Below are 19,604 nucleotides of genomic sequence, written 5' to 3'. Positions count from 1 at the left end.
TAACAGCTCGAAATCATACCGCAGTATGGGTGGTTTTGTGCGAAAATATCTGCTTTTCGGTTGCGGATAGCGGCCAAGCGGTTGGCAGGCAGGAAAAACCATGAAGCCGGCGGGCAAATTATTTGCGGTGGCGCAGGCAGGCGGAATGGATGATGAAGGCCGCGGCGTGGCCCGGGTGGCGGGTAGAACGTGCTTCATTTGTGGTGTTTGGTTCTTGGTGCCAGTGGCTTGCCGGTGGTGTGCCGTAAAAAGCAATTCGATGAAGGTGAAGCGGCTGCGGTGGCGGCCGCCTTGCGGTAAGGGCGGCCGCCCGAGTGTGGCGATTTTGATACATGCGGCGAATATGTGGAACCTTTGGCGCACGTGGCTTACAAACAGCGTGTGGTGACGCCATGGCTGCCGAGCGTGGCGGCTGATGTGGCAGGCCGTCTGAAAGCGCGCTGCATATTTTTTGCGGCAGTTGCCGATGGTTTGAACGATGGCGGCGTGCCTGATTGGTAAATTTGCTTGCAGCACGGGTGGGCAGTTTATCCGTTTTACCCGTTTAATGTGCCCGCTCTGCAATTCTGCAATATCGCCTGCCCGAATTCGATGTCGCCCCGGTGATTTCACGCAAATCAATGCCGACACCAATGTGCTGATGGTGACGCACTCTTTGCGGCTGCTTGATGGGCAGTTGGGCGGGCGTATTGCCGATTGATTTTGCGGCTTGGGTGATTCCAGCCTGCCGATGGCCAAGAAAGGCGCGCAAGTGCTCAGGCGGCGGGTTATCTGGCGCAGCGCGATCGCGATAGTGTCTGTTTCAATGGCTGTGAAACCAATGTGGGGTTTCAGACGGCCGATTTGTTTGAAACGCACTCAAGTGCGATTGCGGCGTGGGGCATGGGATAAAATGCTGCTTGATCCGCCGCTCAGCGGCGCTTATGCTGTGGTGCAGATGCTGCATAAGCCTTATTTGCCGCAACGTGTTGTGTATGTGCCGTGCAATCCGGCCACGTTTGCCCGCGATGCAGCGGTGTGGGTGGAGAAAAGCCATGGTTTTGTGGCTGCGGTATCATGAATATGTTTGCACAAACGGCGCATGTGGCAACCATAGGCTGGCTTGAAAAGCCGCCGAGCCGACCACGGGCGGTCGGGGAAGTGTAATATGGCCGTCTGAAAAGGTTTTGAATGTGACGACTTTTGTTAAATCATGCTATGATGCTAAATTGAAAGGGGAAGGCTTCAGGCCTTGGCTTTAATCTTTCTGTTTGCTTTACCGTAAACACCACAGTCTGCGTGGTTTGAGTCGGTTGCAGGCTGCCTATTTCAAAAAGGTGTGGGATGGCGGCAGGATTTGATTGCTTTTAGCGTGTATCGGGAGATACTTTTGGATTATTCACTTTTAATTGTGTTGCTGGTGCTTTTGCTGCTGGTGCTGTTGCTTGTGCGCTACAAGCAGGGCGGCGCAGCAAAGAAAACAGCTCGGTCGGCCAAAATGCCGGCTTCGGAGCGCCGCGCTACAGAGGGGAAAACTGCAGAGGATGGCGATGACTGGATAGCGCATATCAATCAGTCGGTGGCAGAAAACGACGATCACGGTTGGGGCTGGGAAGGCAGCGCATCCGATAATATGACCACGGCCGTGTCGGCTCAGGAAGTTGATCCGCTCACCGAATATCAAGTTTACAAGCAATTTGGCTATGAAGATAAAGCCGCCGCTTCTTTGGCCGGCTATCTGAGCAAGCTGCCGCCGCCTGCGCCTGAAAAATTGGTGCACGAGCTGGTGGGGCTGAGTCTGCGCGCGGGCAATCTCGATTTGCTCGCCGCCACGCTGAGCGGACATAAAACCGTTCTCTCCAAAGAAAGCACCGCCGAATATGTGAAAGCCGGCCTGGCGATTGAGCCCAATCATCTGCCTTTGCGGGTGTTGGCCGAGCAGGATTTGGGCTGGAGCATGCAAGAGGTGGCACGCCAAATCGGCGAGAAAAACGGTTTGGATGAAGTGGCCGCGCAGCCTGTGCTGACCGTAGGCACCGCTGCCCATAAAGAAGGCGCCTCCGCCAAACGCATGCCGATTGTGGTCGGCAAGCAGGATTTCGGCGAGGTGAGCGAAGAAGAAATGAGCGCGGTGATGGGTTTTGTGCGGCCGGAGCGTGGTGCCAAGCTTTTGAAAAACAAAGTGGATTACGAAACAGCGCTGCTGCAATACAACCGTGCCATTCAAAAATCACCCAAGCCCGCCAGCCTGATTATCGATGCGCTCAAGCTCGATTATCAGCACGACGAAGTGAATCAGTTTGCCAAGCACTTATGGAAGCTCTATTTCTCGCTCGGCCAGTATGGCCGCCAAGTAAAAGAGCGCATGTTGGGCTGGGGCTACAGCCTGGGCTATCATGAAGTGTTTGACGATTTGGAAAAAGGCCCCAGCGAGCAGCAAGTGCGCGAAATCGGTTTGGCTAAAGGCTATCTGCAACCCACATCGCGCCAAATCAAGGCCAAATACCGTGATTTGGTTCAAAAAGACACCTCCATTATCAGCGAAAACGCTTCACCTGCCGAAGAGGCGGTGAAAGAGGTGGAATCTTTGCTGATGTATGGCCAGCTGGATCAGGCCATCGGCACATTGGAGCAAACGGTTTTGCATTACCCGCAAGAGTCTCAGCTTTATATCATGTTGTTTGATTTATACGAGCGCTCTGAAGACTGGCCCCGCTTGGAGCAATTTTTGCGCTTGCTGCGCGAGCGTGTCGACAGCCTGCCTGAAGAAGTGGTGCTGGCCATGAGCCAGTTGTTGCAGCGTGTCAACCGACAACGTGCTAAATGACCGGGGAATCAATCATGGAAAATATGTTGCCGAAAGTAAAAACCATCAGGGTAATGCTGCAAAATATGGGCGACCAGCAAGATGCCGTTTTCCGAATGGCATTTAAGATGCACAACACCACCAATTATGAAATGGTGACACCCGAATCGGTTGAGCAGCCGGATATGGTGCTGGTGGATACCGATAGCGAAGAGGGCATGCAGAATTGGCAGGCGTTGAAGCAGAAATACACCGATATTCCGGTGGTGATGTTTTCAACCGGCGAGCCGAAAGAGCGTACGCCTTATTTGGCCAAGCCCATTAAATTCGATACGCTGTTTCCCATTTTGCGCAGCTTGGCTCAGGGCGGCCATATTTATGAAGTGCCCGAATATATGCCGTCTGAAGACGGTGCAGAGCCCGGCAGCAACGGCGTGCGCAAAACCACCATCCGCCGCTTCAATCCGCAACGCGGACTGCTCGGTGCACTCAAAGCGGCCAGCCAAGGGCATCAGGATGTGGCCGTGCTGCACGATGGCAAGCCGGTGTTGATTGTGTTTCCGAGCATTCAGCGCGTTTTGCTGACGGTCAGCGCGGGCGAGCTGGAAAAATTCAGTAAAGACGATAAACTGCAAGTTGTGTGCAAAGCCGTGCCGGATAATCCGCAATGGAAAGAAAAAGCCAAAGTGACCATTATGTCGTGCTTGTGGCAGATGGCGATTTGGACCGCGCAAGGCCGCTTGGCTTATCCGATGACGCCGCAAACGGTGTTTACCCTCAAGCGCTGGCCCAATTTGACCCGTTTGGCACCGGTGCCCGAATCGATGCGTTTATCGGCCTTTCTCACCAAAACATCGGTTAACCTGAATATTCTGTATAAAGTGATGCCGCTGGAAATGCCCGATATTCTGAATTATCTGGCCGCCACTTCGGCCACCGGCTTTTTGGCCACCGATGATCAATTCGGCAGCGGCGGGCAGGCAGATGCGGCTGTGGCCGCCAATATGAATGTCAGCAGTAATGTGCCTGACGATCAAATGGCGAAAGATGCCCAAAAAGCAGTGAGCCCCTCGGCAGAGCAGCCGCGCGGATTGTTGCAACGCCTGATGCGCAAGCTGTTTGGCACCAAATAGGGGAAAGGCATGAAAGAAAACAAAATTATCTTTACCGGCCCTGTGGGCGTGGGCAAAACCACCGCCATCACCGCCTTGTCGGATGAGCCGCCGGTGCAGACCGATGCCAGCGCCTCTGATATGACGCTGGTGCGCAAAGGCTACACCACCGTGGCGATGGATTACGGCGTGATTTGCTTGGATGAAGAAATAAAAGTGCACTTGTATGGCACGCCCGGGCAGGAGCGTTTTAATTTTATGTGGGAAATTTTGAGCAAAGGCAGCATGGGGCTGGTGTTGTTGCTGGATAATACGCGCACCAATCCGCTGAAAGACTTGAAATTCTTTTTAGATGCGTTTCAGGAGCTCCTGAAAACAGCGCCCTTGGTGGTGGGTGTCACCAAAATGGATATCCGCTCCCTGCCGGGTGTGGATGTTTACCAAAAATATTTGGCGCAACACAATTTTAATGTACCGGTTTTCGAAATTGATGCCCGTCGCGAAGATGACGTGAAGCAGCTGGTTAGTGCAATGTTGTTTTCAATTGATCCGGGTTTAGAGGTATAAGATGGATTCAACACTTTCTTTACAGTCAAATTTATATCCCAAAATCACACCGGCTGGGGCGTATTATGCGGTTTCCAGCAATGTGCCCAGCGCCAGCCGCACCTTGCTTTACGGCTTGTTGCGCGCCGGCAGCTCGGAGCCCATCAGCAGCGAAAAGCTTTTGGCTTGGGCCGATACCAGCGATATACACAGCGCACTCAACCTGCTTTACCGTTTGCAGCGGCTAGAGTTTCTTTATGGCGATGAAAGCCGCGATGAAGATGAGATAAATCTCTCGGAAGAGCGTATTCCCGAATTGTTGGCCGAGCTCTCCAATGTGGGTAAAGCTTTGCTCTCGGATGAAAACGGCCTCTATTTTGCCAATGCCGGATTTCATCATGAAACGGCCGAAGAAGTGGGCGTGCTTTCCAGCGAAGTGGCGGCGTTGGGGGAAAAACACCAATTGCTGGTAAAAAATAATCTGTATATCCACCACAATGCTTGGGGGATTTGCGACCCCAGCGGGCAGAGCGAGCTGACATTTTTCCCGCTGTTTATCGGTAAAACCAAATTGATTCTGGTGATCGGCGGCACGCCTGATTTGAATAAAGAAGCTTTTGTCACGCTCACTAAGATATTGTATGCCAGCTATGGCAGTTATTGAGGGTTGCGCCATCTTTAAATGGCGGCCTGTCAAACCACAAATGGAAATAAATAAATATGCGCGAACAATTACTCCTTTCCGTGTTGAGTGACTTAAACAGCACCTCAACCGATATCTCGGCTTCTGCGGTGATTTCCACCGATGGGCTGCCGATTGCCACCTTGCTGCCCAATCATCTGAATGCCGACCGTGTCGGCGCGATGTCGGCCACTTTGCTGGCGCTGGGCAACCGGGCGGTGCAAGAGCTGGCCTGTGGCGAGCTGGATCAAGTGATGGTAAAAGGCAAAAGCGGTTATATTTTGCTCAGTCAGGCCGGCAGCAATGCGGTTTTGGCGCTCTTGGCCAAAGAGGGTGGCAAGCTGGGGCTGATTTTGCTGGACGCCAAACGCGCCGCCAAACATATTGCGGATATTGTGTGATTCGCCTTGACAGAATATAAGCGAATTTATATAATTCCGACTTCAATTCCCTGATAGCTCAGTCGGTAGAGCGACGGACTGTTAATCCGCAGGTCCCTGGTTCGAGCCCAGGTCGGGGAGCCAAAATTTAAGGCTCAAACATTCGTGTTTGAGCCTTTTCTTATGATCGAAAAGCTTTTCTTAAAGGCCGTCTGAAAATATTTTCAGACGGCCTTATGCTGATTTAATGCCCATTCAAAAAAGTCAGCTTACAAGGCGGAAGCCTGCGGCCGTACACACGCACGACAAGGCGAGTCAATGCAGTAATACCAATCCAAAAAAATAACCTAACTTCGTTGTCTCGCCTTGCCGTACTATCTGTACTGTCTGCGGCTCGCCGCCTTGTTAGCTTACTTTTTTGAATTGGTATAAGCTTATTTTTTGGATGGGTATAAATTGGTATAAGAAGATGCCGTCTGAAAAACGCCATAGGTACAAACGCCGCGCTTTTCGAAGTGCAATCGCACGCATGAAAATTCGCGGTCAGCACAAGACGCCAATGCCGTCTGGAAGCGTTCAGACGGCCTCTATTTCAATCGCAAGGCCCAGCGCGGCGGCGAGCAGGGTGCGTTGTTTGGCGTGCAGGCGTTTGGCGAGCCGGCAGGCGGTTTGGTATGCATCATCATGGTAGAGGCCGTCTGAAAACACATCACCGCTTTCAGACGGCCTGATGCGGATGCGGGCGATGCTGCCGGGCTGTTGCTGCATAGAAAGCAGCAGCCAGCAGCAGCCTTCGTGTTGCGGCGGCAGGCTGCTCTGCTCGCTGCACCAGCCGGCCAGCGCAGCGGCAACCGTGCCTTGTTGCAGGTCAAGCCAGGCGGTAAGCAGCGGTTGCGACCATGATTCGGGCGCAGCGGAAACCGGCATAAACAGGCTGGGGCCGTAGAGGCCGAGCGCTTGGGCGGTGTGGAAACAGGCGGCGTTGTGGATGTTGCCGGTGAAGTCAAACGGCTTGGGCGCGCCGCCTTCGGCCAGCGTGGCGAGCATATTGTCGAACTTGGCCGGCGAGCTGAAGCGCGCGCCGAGATACACGCCGCTCTCGGGTGAATGGTGAACAGACCCTAGCGGCAGGGCGGCGGCCAATGCATTGAGGGTGAAGCGGCTGAGGCGGCGGCCGTCGTAGCCGTAATCTGCTTTCAGCGCGGCGCGCAGGCTTTTTTCATCAACGTCGCTGCGGCTGTGGTGGATGCTGATTTGCTGCACAAATAAAACACTCATGCACGGTGCTCCAAGATGATGCTGGTGTTGCTGCCGCCAAAGCCGAAAAAATTCATCAGATAAAGGCCGCTACCCAGGGTGAGGCCGTGGGCGGCCAGCGGCGCATCGGTTTGTGCGTAAGCGGCGGCAGCAGGCAGCGGCGGCAGCGCACTTTGGTGCAGGCAGGAGAGCAGCAAGGCGGTTTCGATGATGGCCGCTGCGCCGAGGGTGTGGCCGATAAACGGCTTGAGTGCGGCTCGAGGCGTGTTGGGCAAGAGCGCGTGCAGGGCGGCGGCTTCGGCTTCGTCTGCCGCAGCGCTGCCGATGCCGTGGGTTTTCACCAATCGAATCTGCCCGGGCTGCGCGGCGGCATCAGAGAGCGCAGCCTGCATTACGCGTTTCACGGCGGCGCTGTCGGTGTGGGTGAGGCCGAGGGTGTCGGTGCCGCCGGCGATGCCGCGGAGGGTGGCCGCACCGCTGCCGCATTCCAAGGCCAGGCAGGCGGCGGCTTCACCGCAGATAAAGCCGCCGGCCTGGGCAAACGGGGTGTAGGCGGGCGTGTCGGCGAGCAGACCCATGGCGTGGAAATGCTCGAAAGTGAGGGCGTTGAAGTTTTCAAAGCCCAGTACCAGCGCGCGTTGGCACCAGCCGGCGCGCAGCATTTTCACGGCATAGCAAAGCGCATTGGCCGATGAGGTGCATGAAGTGGCGAAGCTGAAAATATCGGGGTTGCCCAAGCGATGATGGAAATGTTCGGCCACATGGGTGAGGCTGTGTCGGCCGGTGTCGAGGCCGATTTCGGAAACATAACCGGGATTCAGCATCTGCTCGCGCTCGCTCATCAGATAAGCGGTGGAGCCGATAAAAATCGGGGTGTTCGCTAGGCTTTCAGACGGCCAGCCGGCCTGCAAAGCGGCTTGGGATAAGTGTTGATACAAAATATCGAACAGGTCGGCTGCGCTGAGCTTGGCGGCGGCAAAGGTGTTGAAATAGGGCAGGGTGATGTGCCGGCCGAGGAAAGATAAGCTGCGCTCAGCCGGGGCGGCGGGCGTGTGCAGCGGATAGAGGCCGTCTGAATCGGAAAAAGCGTGCATCTGGCCGTTGCGGCTTTGGGCGCATTGCAGCGTGGCGGCGCGTATGGCGATATTCATGCGCTGTGGCTGGCGCGCACAAAGGCGGCTAAGTCGCGCACATTGAGCATGTGGCGGCGCACTTCGCGGTCGCCTTGCAGCCGCACCTGAAAATGCGTTTGCAGCGCCACGGAAATTTGCAGGGCATCCAGCGAATCGAGCGCCACGCGGCTGCTGTCGCCAAACAGCGGCTCATCATCGCCGATGGCTTCGGGGGCAAAATCATCAAGCTTGTCGGTTTCCTGCAAAATCAGCCGTTTAAGCTCGGTTTCGAGCGCGCCGGGAGCGAGGGTGAAAGTGTAGCTCATTAAAATCTTACCTGTGTTTTGAGTTGTTTGCGGTAAACGGCGGCGGCCAGCAGCAGGCAGGCCGCGCCAAATAAAACCAGCAGCAGCATGCTGTGCTGCACTTGGGCGAAGCCGTGGCGGTTGAGCAAAAGCTGGTGAAATGCCTGCAAAGCCCAAGCCATCGGCGAGATTTGGCTGATGGTGTGCATGCTGTCGGGCATCACATAAGCGGGCACCATTATTCCGCCCAGCGCCGCCATAATGATGATGCCGCCGCCGCCCAGCACCACGGCCTGCTCGGTGGTTTTGGCCAGCACGCTCACCAGCAGGCCGTAGCCCAATGCGGCCAAGCTGATGGCGCAGGAAAGCAGCGCATAAGGCCAAATACTGCCGCTGAGCGTGAACGCATCAATGCCCAATAAGGGCAGCAGATAGCGCCCGATCAAAAGCATGCCGGCAAATTGCAGTTGGTTAATCAGAAAATAAGGCACAAGCTTGGCCAAAAGCAGGCTGCCGGCAGAAGCCTGTGCCATGCGCAAGCGCGTGAGCGTGTTGGTTTGGCGCTCCATTGCCATCACGTTGGATAGCGGTATCATAATGAAAAACATGCCGAAAATCAGCCATGCGGGCACGCTGTGCTGCACCGAAGTGGGCTTTTGCACTGCTTGGCCGCTGCCGCTCAAATAGATTGCTTCAAATTGAGCCTGGTTGAGATAGCCGTCGATATCGCTGAAGGTTTGCTGCAATGCCTCGTTGATGTTTTGCCGCAGCAGGCGCGCTTGCGGGCCGGCGGGCGCATCGGCGCGGCTTTCGTTGTGGTCGGCCAGCATATTGATGCGTGTTTGGGTGTAGCTTTGCTGCAAAATGCCGCGCATGGCGCTCAGCCACGAACGCTCGGTGTCGGGCTTTATCCATAATTGCAGCGGCACATCATCGGCCAACGCGGCGGCTTCTGCGTTGGGGTTGACCACCAACATATCCAAGCCGCCTTGTTGCAGCAAGGTTTTCAGACGGCCTGTGTCGGCCAATGCGGCTTCTTGCACCTTGATATCGTGTGTACCCAATTGGTGGGCAAAGGCGGCGTTCACCGGATTGGCGGCGGCGCCGGCCAGCGCAATCTGCGCGCCGGCGTGCGGCTCGGCATCTTTGCTCAGCGCCACCGACATAATCAGCATAAAAGCAATCGGCATAGCAAACAGCACCGCCAAGCCGTGCAAATCGCGGCCAAGCAGGCGGAATTCTTTATACACTGCGTGTAAAAACATCATGGCGCCACCTGCCGGTTGAGAAAATCGAGATAAAAAGCTTCCAGCGAGCCGTGGCCGAATTGGAAAAAGGCCGTCTGAAAGCCTTGCTGCCGCACCATCTGCCAAATATGTGCCGCGCCGGCTTCATCAGTGGCCAATTGCACCGCACCTTGTGCATCCAGGCTGCCGCCCCAGGCCGCCGCCTGCGCCGGGCTGCACGGCGGCACGGTTTGAAAGCGCAAAATATGCTGCCCGCCTTGCTGCAAAATATCGTCCAGCGCGCCGTGATAAACCAGCCTGCCGTGGTTGAGCAGGGCGATTTGGCTGCACAAAGTTTCGATTTCCTGCAAATAATGCGAGGTGTAAATCACCGTGATGCCTTCAGCCGTGAGCGCGGCCACATTTTCGAGGATAAAGCGGCGTGATTCGGGGTCGATGCCGACGGTGATTTCATCCAGAAAAATCAGCGTCGGGCGGTTAATCAGGCCAATGGCGAAATTCAAACGGCGCTTGAGGCCGCCGGAAAGATTTTTCGCCAGCTTGGCCGTGTGTGCGCCCAAATCGGTTTGCTCAATCAAGTTGTGCAGGTGTTGTTTGTCTTTCACGCCATAAAGCGCGGCGAAAAAACACAGATTTTCCCACACGCTCAACAGCGGATAAAAAGCAAAATCTTGCGGCACCAGCGAAATGCGCTGCTTTTGCGCACGGCTCAATTCGGCCAGCGGCTGATCGTCAAACACAATCTGCCCCTGCTGCACAGGCTGCAAGCCCGCCAGCAGCGACATCAACGTGGTTTTGCCCGCGCCGTTGGGGCCGAGCAAACCGAGCGCCTCGCCTTGCGCCACCGTCAGGCACACATTATCCAGCGCGGCAGCGACCGCAGCGGGATAGCGGTGACAGAGATTTTCAATGCGTATCATGGCAGCTAAAGGATTAAGATTTGTTAAGAAAGGTTGGGCGAATAATACGCGAAATTGTGGTTTCCAGCATCTGTTTGATGCGGGTCAAATGTGCCTACATTGAATTACATTCAATCGAAACAAATAATGATTTTGGTGAAATAAAAATTATAAAATTAGTTAAAAATAATGATTTATAACTTTTTAAAATAAATCATATCAGAATAATGCTTCAAGGCGAAAAATCTGCCACAGCCGTTGCAAGATAGATACTAAATTATCAAGTTAAAGTAAAAAGCCTAATTTTCAAATGTTTAAGGCTGGCCGGTATGAGGAAAAGGGTTTTTGATGCGCTTGCAATTAAATTATAAATATTGGAAATGTGTTGTTTCTTGCAATAAAGCCCTGCATTTTTAATCAAAATCATGAGAAAACATCAAAAATCAAGCAGCCGGCGCGTTGCTTAATCTATAAACGAGCCGGAAACTTTTCCGGGCGGGGCTTGGCAAAAAAGAAAAAAGCGGGTACATTCCGACTACACCGAGTTACAAAGCATTACAAACGTAGCCGGCCATCCAAAAATCAAGCAAGAACAAAGGAGTAGAGTAATATGTCTAACTATCAAGACGAGATTAAACAAGCAACCGAATTGAAAAAACAAGCAGGTAGCAGTTGGCACGATATCACGCCGGAATATGTTGCCCGCATGCGTTTGCAAAACCGCTTCAAAACCGGCCTCGATATCGCCAAATACACTGCCGCCATCATGCGCAAAGACATGGCCGAATACGATGCCGATTCTGCTAAATACACCCAATCGCTGGGCTGCTGGCATGGTTTTATCGGCCAACAAAAGCTGATTTCCATCAAAAAACACCAAAAAACCACCAATAAGCGCTATCTGTATCTTTCCGGCTGGATGGTTGCCGGCCTGCGTTCGCAATTCGGCCCCTTGCCCGATCAATCCATGCACGAAAAAACCAGCGTGTCCGATTTGATTGAAGAACTCTACACTTTCCTGCGCCAGGCCGATGCCCGCGAGCTGGATTTGCTGTTTACCGCGCTGGATGCCGCCAACGAAGCCGGCGATGCGGCCAAAGCCAAAGAAATCCAAAGCCAAATCGATAATTTCGAAACCCACGTGGTGCCGATTATTGCCGATATCGATGCCGGTTTCGGCAACGCCGAAGCCACTTATCTCTTGGCTAAAAAAATGATTGAAGCCGGCGCTTGCTGTATCCAAATTGAAAACCAAGTGTCCGATGAAAAGCAATGCGGCCACCAAGACGGCAAAGTAACCGTGCCGCATGTGGATTTCTTAGCCAAAATCAATGCCGTGCGCTATGCCTTCCTCGAATTGGGCGTGGATGACGGCGTGATTGTTGCCCGCACCGACTCTCTGGGTGCCGGCCTCACCAAGCAAATTGCCTATTCCACCGAGCCCGGCGATTTGGGCGACCAATACAACGCCTTCCTCGATGGCGAAGAAATCACCGACATCAGCCAAGTAAAACCGGGCGATGTGATTGTGAACACCGACGGCAAAACCATCAAGCCGGTGCGCCTGCCGAGCAATCTGTTCCAATTCAAGAAAGGCACCGGTGTGGATCGCGTGGTGCTCGACTGCATCACTTCGTTGCAAAACGGCGCAGATTTGCTGTGGATTGAAACCGAAAAACCGCACATCGGCCAAATTGCCGAAATGGTGAACAAAATCCGCGAAACCATCCCGAACGCCAAGCTGGTATACAACAACAGCCCCTCGTTCAACTGGACGCTCAATTTCCGCCAACAAGTATTTGATACTTGGAAAGAAGCCGGTAAAGACGTATCCGCTTACGACCGTGCCAAGCTGATGAGCGTGGATTACGACAACACCGATTTGGCCAAAGAAGCCGATGAGAAAATCCGCACCTTCCAGGCTGATGCTGCCCGCGAAGCCGGCATTTTCCACCACTTGATCACTTTGCCCACTTACCATACCGCCGCTTTGTCTACCGACACATTGGCCAAAGGCTATTTTGCCGACCAAGGCATGCTGGCTTATGTGAAAAACGTGCAGCGTGAAGAAATCCGCAACGGCATTGCCTGCGTGAAACACCAAAACATGGCCGGTTCGGATATTGGCGACAACCACAAAGAATACTTCGCCGGCGAAGCCGCGCTGAAGGCCGGTGGCAAAGACAATACCATGAACCAATTCAGCAACCATTAACCCCATACGGTTTCAGACGGCCGATACGCTTCTGCTTGATGATTACAAGGCCGTCTGAAGCCTACCGCCTTTGTCTGCATGGAGTTGAGCCGTGCGGATAAAGACAGGCGAGAGCCTGTATTGTTTGTGAAGCGTAAATCTCTGATTTGAGGTATTTCGGGCAATCCTTCGGGATTGCCCCTTTTTTTATGCCGCAGGCCGTCTGAAATGAAGGCCGTCTGAAATATTTCAGACTTATTATTCTGCATGCAGATTTCCTTAAGCAAACGCACATGCAGTGGCGGCCAAGGTGTGGTGCGCGATATTGCCATTTTTGCGTGAAGCCCTTAAAGTAAGGCCGTCTGAACATCATAATGAAAGCCGCTATGAATCCCCAAACAATTCTTGATTTCTGGTTTGCCGAAACCACCCGCCCGCATTGGTTTGCCAAAAGCGCAGCCTTTGATGGCCTGATTGTCGAGCGCTTCGGCGAGGTGTTGCGGCAGGCCGCCGCCGGCGAGCTGGCGCATTGGCGCGCCACGCTTGAAGGGCGGCTGGCGGAAATTATTGTGCTCGACCAATTTTCCCGCAATGCTTATCGCGACACACCGCAATCTTTCGCGCAAGACGGCATGGCTTTGGTGCTGGCGCAAGAAGCGGTGGCGCAGCCGGATTTTGAACAAATGCCGGCCGAGCGGCGCAAATTTATGCTGATGCCTTATATGCATTCTGAGTCTGCCGAAATTCATGCGCAGGCCATACCGTTGTTTGTTGCGCTGGATGATGCCTACACGCTGGATTTCGAAATCCGCCATCAGACGATTGTCGATCGTTTCGGCCGCTATCCGCACCGCAACGGCATATTGGGCAGAAAAAGCAGCGCTGAGGAGGCTGAATTTCTGCAACAGGAAGGCTCATCGTTTTAATCAACGGGCAATATTTTCAGGCCGCGATCGGCTGCCCAAAGGCCGTCTGAAAAAAGTTTCAGACGGCCTTTATCATGATGGGTTTTGAGCGTTATCCGCTATTGAAGCAAAAAACGCTAAGTGTTAAAGTTTACGATATTGTGTTTACATGGCTAATTGAGGAGCAAAAAAATGAAATATAAACTGATCAGTCTGGCTGCCGCTTGCGGCTTTGCCGCCGCACCTGCGTTGGCCGCGCCGCAACATATTGCCGCCGCCGAGCCTTTTGAAGCCAGCGTGCTGACGAGCGGCTTAAACGGCCCGTGGGATATGGTGTGGGGGCCGGATAATTTCTTGTGGATTACTGAGCGGCAGGGAAAAAGCATTGCCCGCATCAACCCGCAAACCGGTGAGCGAAAAGAATTGATTACCTTTGAAAATGCATTTGCCGCGCCGCCGCATGAGGGCGTGTTGGGCTTGGCGTTGGCGCCCGATTTTCTGAAACGCGGCAGCCGCAACTATGTGTACACCGCCTACACTTATAAAACCGGCGAGCAGGAATATGCCCGCATCGTGCGTTTGCAATATGATGCCAAGGCCGGCAAGCTCGGCAACGAGCAAGTGATTATCGACCGCCTGCCCGCCAGCCACGACCACAATGCCGGCCGCCTGCGCTTTGGCCCCGACGGCAAACTTTATTACACCCTCGGCGATCAAGGCCGCAACCAAGGCAGCCTTTATTGCCAACCGATTGAAGCGCAACGCACGCCCACCGCTGCCGAAATAGCCAAACAAGACTACAGCAGCTATGTCGGCTCATCATTGCGCCTGAATGCCGATGGCTCGATTCCGCGCGACAACCCGGTGATCAACGGCGTGAAAAGCCATATGTTTACTTACGGCCACCGCAACCCGCAAGGGCTGGTGTTTGTGGGCAACCGCCTCTACAGCTCGGAGCAAGGCCCCTCAAGCGATGATGAAATCAATATTCTCGAAGCCGGCGGCAATTATGGCTGGCCGAATGTGTCGGGCTTTCGCGATAATCAGGGCTATGTGTATGCCGATTATTCGGCTGCGCCCAATTGCGCCGGCGTGAAATTCGATTCCAATGTGATTCCCGCAGGCGTGCCCACCCACAAAGAAACCGAATTCAGCGCACCGAATTACCGCGAGCCGGTGAAAACCTTCTATACGGTCAACAGCCAATATAATTTCACCGACCCCAAATGCGGCCAAATGGCTTATTTGTGCTGGTCCACCATCGCGCCGGCCAGCATCGCTTATTACCCGAAAAACGGCAAAATCGAAGCCTGGCGCAATTCGCTCTTGGTTACTTCGCTGAAAAACGGCGCGCTCTACCGCGTGCGCCTGAATGAAGACGGCAGCCAAACCCAGGGCGATGTGGCCAAATATTTCAAAACCGAAAACCGCTACCGCATGGTGGTGGTGAGCCCTGACGGCGGCAAAATTTATGTGGCCACCGACAGCGTGGGCAACGGCACCAAAGCCGACGGCACGCCGATCAACACCATGGCCAACCCGGGCTCGATTATCGTGTTTGAATACAAACCTTGACGATTTAGCCGAGAGGCCGTCTGAAAACCTTTTCAGACGGCCTTTTCATTGGATTGCTTCCAAATTTAAAATGCAAAGAGCCGAGCCCAACCATGCAGTCAGGTTGTTTCAGGTATTGATAATACCAATCCAAAAAAATAACCTTACAAAATAAAAGCAGTTCGGCAGCATCATCCGCGTAGGTCGGATTCTTGAATCCGACGTTTGGCCAACGGCCAAAGCGATGTGCGTGCCTTGTTCTGCGAACAAGTGTCGGATTCGAGAATCCGACTTACAGGCTGCCCGTTTGTATATTATTTTTTTGAATTGATATAAGGAACAAAAATATGCCGCCTTGCACCCGCACACCGCTCAAACTCGCCGCCTTGCTGGCCGCGCTGCCCTTACCGGCTCAGGCTGATGAGGCCGACACACAAGCCGCGCTGGACGAAATCACCGTGAGCGCCACCCGCACCGGCACCTCGGCCAAAGGCACGCCCGCCGCCGTTTATACCGTGCGGCAAGACCAAATTCAGCATCATCAGATGCAGGTAGATTTATCCGAATCGCTGGCCGCCGTGCCGGGTGTGCAAATTAAAAACCGGCGCAATTATGCGCAAGACACGCAGATTTCCGTGCGCGGTTTCGGCGCGCGCACCGCGTTCGGCGTGCGCGGCGTGCGCATTTATGTGGACGATATTCCCGCCACCCTGCCCGACGGCCAGGGCGCGATTTCGCATATCGACTTAGGCTCGGCGCGGCGCATCGAAGTGCTCAACGGTCCCATGTCGGCGCTTTATGGCAATGCTTCCGGCGGCGTGATGCTGGTGCAGAGTGAAGAGGGGCAAAACCCGCCCTCAATTGAAACCCACGCCAATGCCGGCCGCTACGGCACTTACCAATACGGCATTAAAGCTTCGGGCGGCGGCAACGGCAAAGAGCTGCCAGCCTATATGCTCAGCCTCGCGCGCTTCCAAACCGACGGCTATCGCGATCACAGCAGCGCATTTAAAAACATGGCTAATGCCAATGTGAAATGGCAGCTGGATAACGGCGCCACGCTCAAGCTGATTGCCAACAGCGTCAACACCCGCGCCGACGACCCGCAAGGCCTCACGCGCGCGCAATGGCAGCAAAACCCGCGCCAGGCATCGCCCTCCGCCATTGCTTATAATGTGCGCAAAGAGCAGCAGCAGGTGCAGGGCGGCTTGGTGTATGAGCAGGCTTTGGATGCGCACCACAGCATCAAAGCCGTGCTTTACGGCGGCGAGCGCAAAGCGCTGCAATTTCAATCGATACCGAAAGCTGTGCAGCAAAACAACCCGGGTCACGCCGGCGGTGTGATTGATTTGCGCCGCCGCTATTACGGCGCAGATGTGCGCTGGAGCGGGCAAAACCTGCTTGCCGACGAATCGCTGCGCGCCAGCGCGGGCTTGAGCTTCGACACCCTCACCGAAAAACGCCGCGGCTATGAAAATTTCATCGGCGACACGCTCGGCGCACAAGGTGTATTGCGGCGCAACGAAACCAACGATATTTGGAATCTCGACCCCTATATGCAGGCCGGCTGGCAATTTGCACCGCAATGGCGGCTCGATGGCGGCCTGCGCTACAGTAACGTGCATTTCAAATCGCGCGACCACTACATCACCGCCGCCAATCCCGACGACAGCGGCCAAACCGACTATCGCAAATGGCTGCCCAGCGCCACGCTTTCGTGGCAGGCCACCGAGCGCCTGTTGGGCTACACCTCTTATGCACGTGGCTTTGAAACCCCCACCATGAATGAGCTTTCCTACCGCGATAACGGCAGCGGCCTCAATTTCGGCCTGCAACCGGCCAGCAACCAAACCTACGAAATCGGCGCCAAATACAGCGGCTGGCTCGGCGGCTTGGCCAGCGTGGCGGCTTTCCGCATCAACACCGACAACGAAATCGTGGTGAAATCTTCGTCCAACGGCCGCACCGTGTATCAAAACGCCGGCAAAACCCGCCGCCACGGCATTGAATTGGCCTGGAGCGGCGAAATCGCCCCCGATCTCAATGCCACGCTGGCCTACACCTGGCTCGATGCCCGCTATAAATCTGACAGCGCCAACCTGGCAAACAACAAACACATTCCCGGCATTGCCGAACATGCCGCTTATTTGGGCGCCGATTACGCACCCGAGCAAGGCTGGCAGGCCGGCGCCGGCGTGCGCGCGCTCTCCAAAGTGTATGTTAACGATGCCAACAGCGAAGCCGCGCCCGGTTTTCTCACCGCCGACATCCACGCAGGCTATGTGTGGCGACTTGCCGGCGGCTGGCATATCCGCTCATATGCCGCGCTGAACAATCTTTTCAATCGCCAATACATCGGCTCGGTGATTGTAAACGACGGCAACGGCCGCTATTTCGAGCCCGCACCCGGCCGCAACTGGCAGGCAGGTTTGAGCGTAAAAAAAGCGTTTTGATTTTAAAGAAAGGCCGTCTGAAAGCTTTCAGACGGCCTTGTTTATCTGCGCAAGCTGCGTCAATAAGCCTCAAACGGCACGGCCAGCAAAGCTTCTCCGCCGCTGTGCACTTGTGCGGCAAAGGTGTGCACTTGCGGCAGCACATAGGCGAAATACACTTGCGCCGTGTGCTGCTGCGCGCGGTAGAAAGCTTCACCCAAAGGCGCATCGGTGCGGCCGGCGAGCGCATCGGCGGCGGCCAACCAGCCGCGAGCCAGCGCGATGGCGCCCAGCGTGCAGGCCATTTGTTGCAGATAGGCGTTGGAAGCGGCGGCGGCCAGTGCGGGCTGCTCGCCCATTTGCGCCACAATATCGGCCACGCTTTGCTCGGCCGCGGCTATGGCTTGCAGCAGCGATGCAGCCAAATCGGGCGCGGCAGCGGCCAATGTTTGCGCAATTTCTTTGCCCTCGGCGAGCAAGGCCAGCGGCACGGCGCCGCCGTTGGCTGCGGTTTTGCGGCCGATTAAATCGAGCGCCTGCACGCCGTTGGTGCCTTCGTAAATCGGGGTGATGCGCACATCGCGCACATATTGCGACACGCCGGTTTCTTCCACGTAGCCCATGCCGCCGTAAACCTGCATGGCCAGATTGGTGAGCAGCACGCCGTTGTCGGTGTTCCACGCTTTCACAATCGGAATCAGATAATCAAGCACGCGCTCGGCCTGTTTGCGCACCACAGGGTCTTCCAGCCCGTGCACCAAATCAATCGCAGAGGCAGCCTGCATATAAAGCGCGCGCTGGGCGGCTAATGTGGCTTTTTGCACCAGCAGCATGCGGCGCACGTCGGGGTGGTGGATGATGCTTACCGGCTCTTGGCTGTCGCTGCCCAATTCGCGGCTTTGCACGCGCTCTTGCGCATAGGCGAGTGCATTTTGATAAGCGCGCTCGGCCACGGCATGACCCTCGATGCCCACGCCCAAGCGGGCGTGTTTCATCATGGTAAACATATAGGCCAGGCCTTTGCCGGCGCGGCCGATCAAATAGCCTTCGGCTTCGTCAAACTGCATCACGCAAGTGGGGCTGGCGTGGATGCCGAGCTTGTGCTCCAGCCCCACCACGCTCACCGGGTTGCGCGCGCCGAGGCTGCCATCAGCGTTCACCAGATATTTGGGCACGATAAACATCGAAATGCCTTGCACGCCCGGCGGCGCATCGGGCAGGCGCGCCAGCACCAAATGAACAATATTTTCGGTGATTTCCTGCGCGCCCCAGGTGATGAAGATTTTTTGGCCGCTGATGGCATAAGCGCCGTTGTCTTTGGGCACGGCCTTCACCGCCACCTGCGCCAAATCAGTGCCCGCGCCCGGCTCGGTGAGGTTCATGGTGCCGCTCCAAGCGCCTTCACACATTTTGGGCAGGTAAACCTGTTTTTGCTCATCGTCGGCATGGTTGAACAAAGCTTCAATCGCGCCGATGGTGAGCATGGGCAAAAGCGAGAGCGATAAATTGGCGGCACACCACATTTCTTCGCACGCGGCCGACACCACCGCCGGCAGCCCTTGGCCGCCATATTCAGCCGGCGCGCGCAAGCCCGCCCAGCCCGCATCGCGGTATTCGTGATAAGCATTCACCAAATCGGGGTGGGTTTCTACTTTGCCGTTTGTCAATTTTGCGCCGTGCAAATCGCCGGTGCGGTTTGTGGGTGCGAGCACTTGCTCGGCAAAGCGCGCCGCTTCTTCCAACACCGCATCCACGGTGTCGGCATCGAGGCCGTCTGAAGCGGGCAGGGCGAGAATTTCGGGAAGCTTGCCATGCACTTGCAGGGCAAAACGCAATTCGTTGATGGGGGCTTGGTAATTCATGCTTTCTCCATGATCAATAAAATATTGTTTTTGTGTGGTGTGGTGTGGTGTGGCGCTTACTTTAGCCGCAATCGCACCGCTTGCAAAGGCTGCGGCAAGGCTTTTTTGGAGCAAGCAGCCTAAACTTTGCGCGGCCACAAAAAAGCGGCGATGTTGTGTGGTATTGTTGCGCACAATCTGCTTGATGCCGTCTGAAAGTTTTCAGACGGCATCAGGCAGAAAAGCCGGCGCAAACCGCTAGGGTCTGTTCACAATTACTTGTCATAAAGGTAGCCACATCACAATGCATCCCAATAAAACCGTGCTGTGGAAGTTGCGCTTTAGCTTATCGT

General features: G+C 55.0%; 17 protein-coding genes and 1 tRNA gene. 11 read left to right on the top strand and 7 right to left on the bottom strand.

Annotation, left to right across the window (positions count from 1 at the left end):
* The first annotated feature begins 847 nt into the window (after positions 1-847).
* The 7 genes from EV680_RS12135 (at position 848) to EV680_RS08640 (ending at position 5,649) form a co-directional block, all read left to right on the top strand.
* Entirely contained in the window at positions 848-1,060 is a 213-nt protein-coding gene (locus tag EV680_RS12135) for a hypothetical protein (RefSeq protein WP_243650373.1), read from the top strand.
* 303 nt (positions 1,061-1,363) lie between these two features.
* The gene (locus EV680_RS08665; protein ID WP_207894321.1) at positions 1,364-2,806 is read left to right on the top strand and encodes a 23S rRNA methyltransferase; all 1,443 of its coding nucleotides are present in this window, start codon (positions 1,364-1,366) and stop codon (positions 2,804-2,806) included.
* A gap of 14 nt (positions 2,807-2,820) precedes the next feature.
* Positions 2,821-3,918: a response regulator gene (locus EV680_RS08660; protein ID WP_132954349.1), complete on the top strand. Its 1,098-nt coding sequence runs from the start codon at positions 2,821-2,823 to the stop codon at positions 3,916-3,918.
* A 9-nt stretch (positions 3,919-3,927) separates the two neighbouring features.
* Positions 3,928-4,464, top strand: coding sequence for a GTP-binding protein (locus EV680_RS08655; RefSeq protein ID WP_132954348.1), 537 nt, complete (start codon positions 3,928-3,930; stop codon positions 4,462-4,464).
* 1 nt (position 4,465) lies between these two features.
* Positions 4,466-5,107 carry a peptidase M23 gene (locus EV680_RS08650; RefSeq protein WP_132954347.1) on the top strand — a complete coding sequence of 214 codons (642 nt, stop codon included), beginning with the start codon at positions 4,466-4,468 and terminating at the stop codon, positions 5,105-5,107.
* A 56-nt stretch (positions 5,108-5,163) separates the two neighbouring features.
* Positions 5,164-5,526 (top strand): roadblock/LC7 domain-containing protein, encoded by a 363-nt coding sequence (locus EV680_RS08645; RefSeq protein ID WP_132954346.1) that lies wholly within the window; start codon positions 5,164-5,166, stop codon positions 5,524-5,526.
* A 47-nt stretch (positions 5,527-5,573) separates the two neighbouring features.
* Positions 5,574-5,649, top strand: a tRNA-Asn gene (locus EV680_RS08640).
* Between the two features lie 432 nt (positions 5,650-6,081).
* Here EV680_RS08640 and EV680_RS08635 read toward each other — a convergent pair.
* The 5 genes from EV680_RS08635 to EV680_RS08615 are packed head-to-tail and all read right to left on the bottom strand — an operon-like array spanning position 6,082 to position 10,346.
* Positions 6,082-6,783: a beta-ketoacyl-[acyl-carrier-protein] synthase family protein gene (locus tag EV680_RS08635; protein WP_132954345.1), complete on the bottom strand. Its 702-nt coding sequence runs from the start codon at positions 6,781-6,783 to the stop codon at positions 6,082-6,084.
* On the bottom strand, positions 6,780-7,913 hold the full coding sequence (locus tag EV680_RS08630) for a beta-ketoacyl synthase N-terminal-like domain-containing protein (RefSeq protein WP_132954344.1): 1,134 nt from the start codon (positions 7,911-7,913) through the stop codon (positions 6,780-6,782). The genes EV680_RS08635 and EV680_RS08630 overlap by 4 nt, the downstream gene beginning before the upstream one ends.
* Positions 7,910-8,200, bottom strand: coding sequence for an acyl carrier protein (locus EV680_RS08625; RefSeq protein ID WP_132954343.1), 291 nt, complete (start codon positions 8,198-8,200; stop codon positions 7,910-7,912). Before EV680_RS08625 ends, EV680_RS08630 begins: the two co-directional genes overlap by 4 nt.
* Entirely contained in the window at positions 8,200-9,444 is a 1,245-nt protein-coding gene (locus EV680_RS08620) for an ABC transporter permease (protein WP_132954370.1), read from the bottom strand. Before EV680_RS08620 ends, EV680_RS08625 begins: the two co-directional genes overlap by 1 nt.
* Positions 9,444-10,346: an ABC transporter ATP-binding protein gene (locus EV680_RS08615; RefSeq protein ID WP_132954342.1), complete on the bottom strand. Its 903-nt coding sequence runs from the start codon at positions 10,344-10,346 to the stop codon at positions 9,444-9,446. The genes EV680_RS08620 and EV680_RS08615 overlap by 1 nt, the downstream gene beginning before the upstream one ends.
* Positions 10,347-10,935: 589 nt before the next feature.
* On the opposite strand from EV680_RS08615, the gene EV680_RS08610 reads away from it, so the two are divergent.
* Entirely contained in the window at positions 10,936-12,540 is a 1,605-nt protein-coding gene (locus tag EV680_RS08610; protein ID WP_132954341.1) for an isocitrate lyase, read from the top strand.
* On the opposite strand, the gene EV680_RS08605 is transcribed toward EV680_RS08610, so the two are convergent.
* On the bottom strand, positions 12,537-12,788 hold the full coding sequence (locus EV680_RS08605) for a hypothetical protein (RefSeq protein WP_132954340.1): 252 nt from the start codon (positions 12,786-12,788) through the stop codon (positions 12,537-12,539). The genes EV680_RS08610 and EV680_RS08605 overlap by 4 nt on opposite strands.
* A 117-nt stretch (positions 12,789-12,905) precedes the next feature.
* Between EV680_RS08605 and EV680_RS08600 the strand changes: the two genes are divergently transcribed.
* The 3 genes from EV680_RS08600 (at position 12,906) to EV680_RS08590 (ending at position 17,431) form a co-directional block, all read left to right on the top strand.
* Positions 12,906-13,445, top strand: coding sequence for a DUF924 family protein (locus tag EV680_RS08600; protein WP_132954339.1), 540 nt, complete (start codon positions 12,906-12,908; stop codon positions 13,443-13,445).
* Between the two features lie 171 nt (positions 13,446-13,616).
* Positions 13,617-14,999 carry a glucose/sorbosone family PQQ-dependent dehydrogenase gene (locus EV680_RS08595; protein ID WP_132954338.1) on the top strand — a complete coding sequence of 461 codons (1,383 nt, stop codon included), beginning with the start codon at positions 13,617-13,619 and terminating at the stop codon, positions 14,997-14,999.
* A gap of 326 nt (positions 15,000-15,325) precedes the next feature.
* Entirely contained in the window at positions 15,326-17,431 is a 2,106-nt protein-coding gene (locus EV680_RS08590) for a TonB-dependent receptor (RefSeq protein WP_132954337.1), read from the top strand.
* Between the two features lie 59 nt (positions 17,432-17,490).
* On the opposite strand, the gene EV680_RS08585 is transcribed toward EV680_RS08590, so the two are convergent.
* On the bottom strand, positions 17,491-19,272 hold the full coding sequence (locus EV680_RS08585; protein ID WP_132954336.1) for an acyl-CoA dehydrogenase family protein: 1,782 nt from the start codon (positions 19,270-19,272) through the stop codon (positions 17,491-17,493).
* Between the last annotated feature and the right edge of the window lie 332 nt (positions 19,273-19,604).

The sequence above is a fragment of the Uruburuella suis genome (assembly GCF_004341385.1).
Taxonomy (GTDB): domain Bacteria; phylum Pseudomonadota; class Gammaproteobacteria; order Burkholderiales; family Neisseriaceae; genus Neisseria; species Neisseria suis.
Note: the sequence above shows the minus strand (reverse complement) of the source record. Positions and strands in the feature narration are given on the sequence as shown.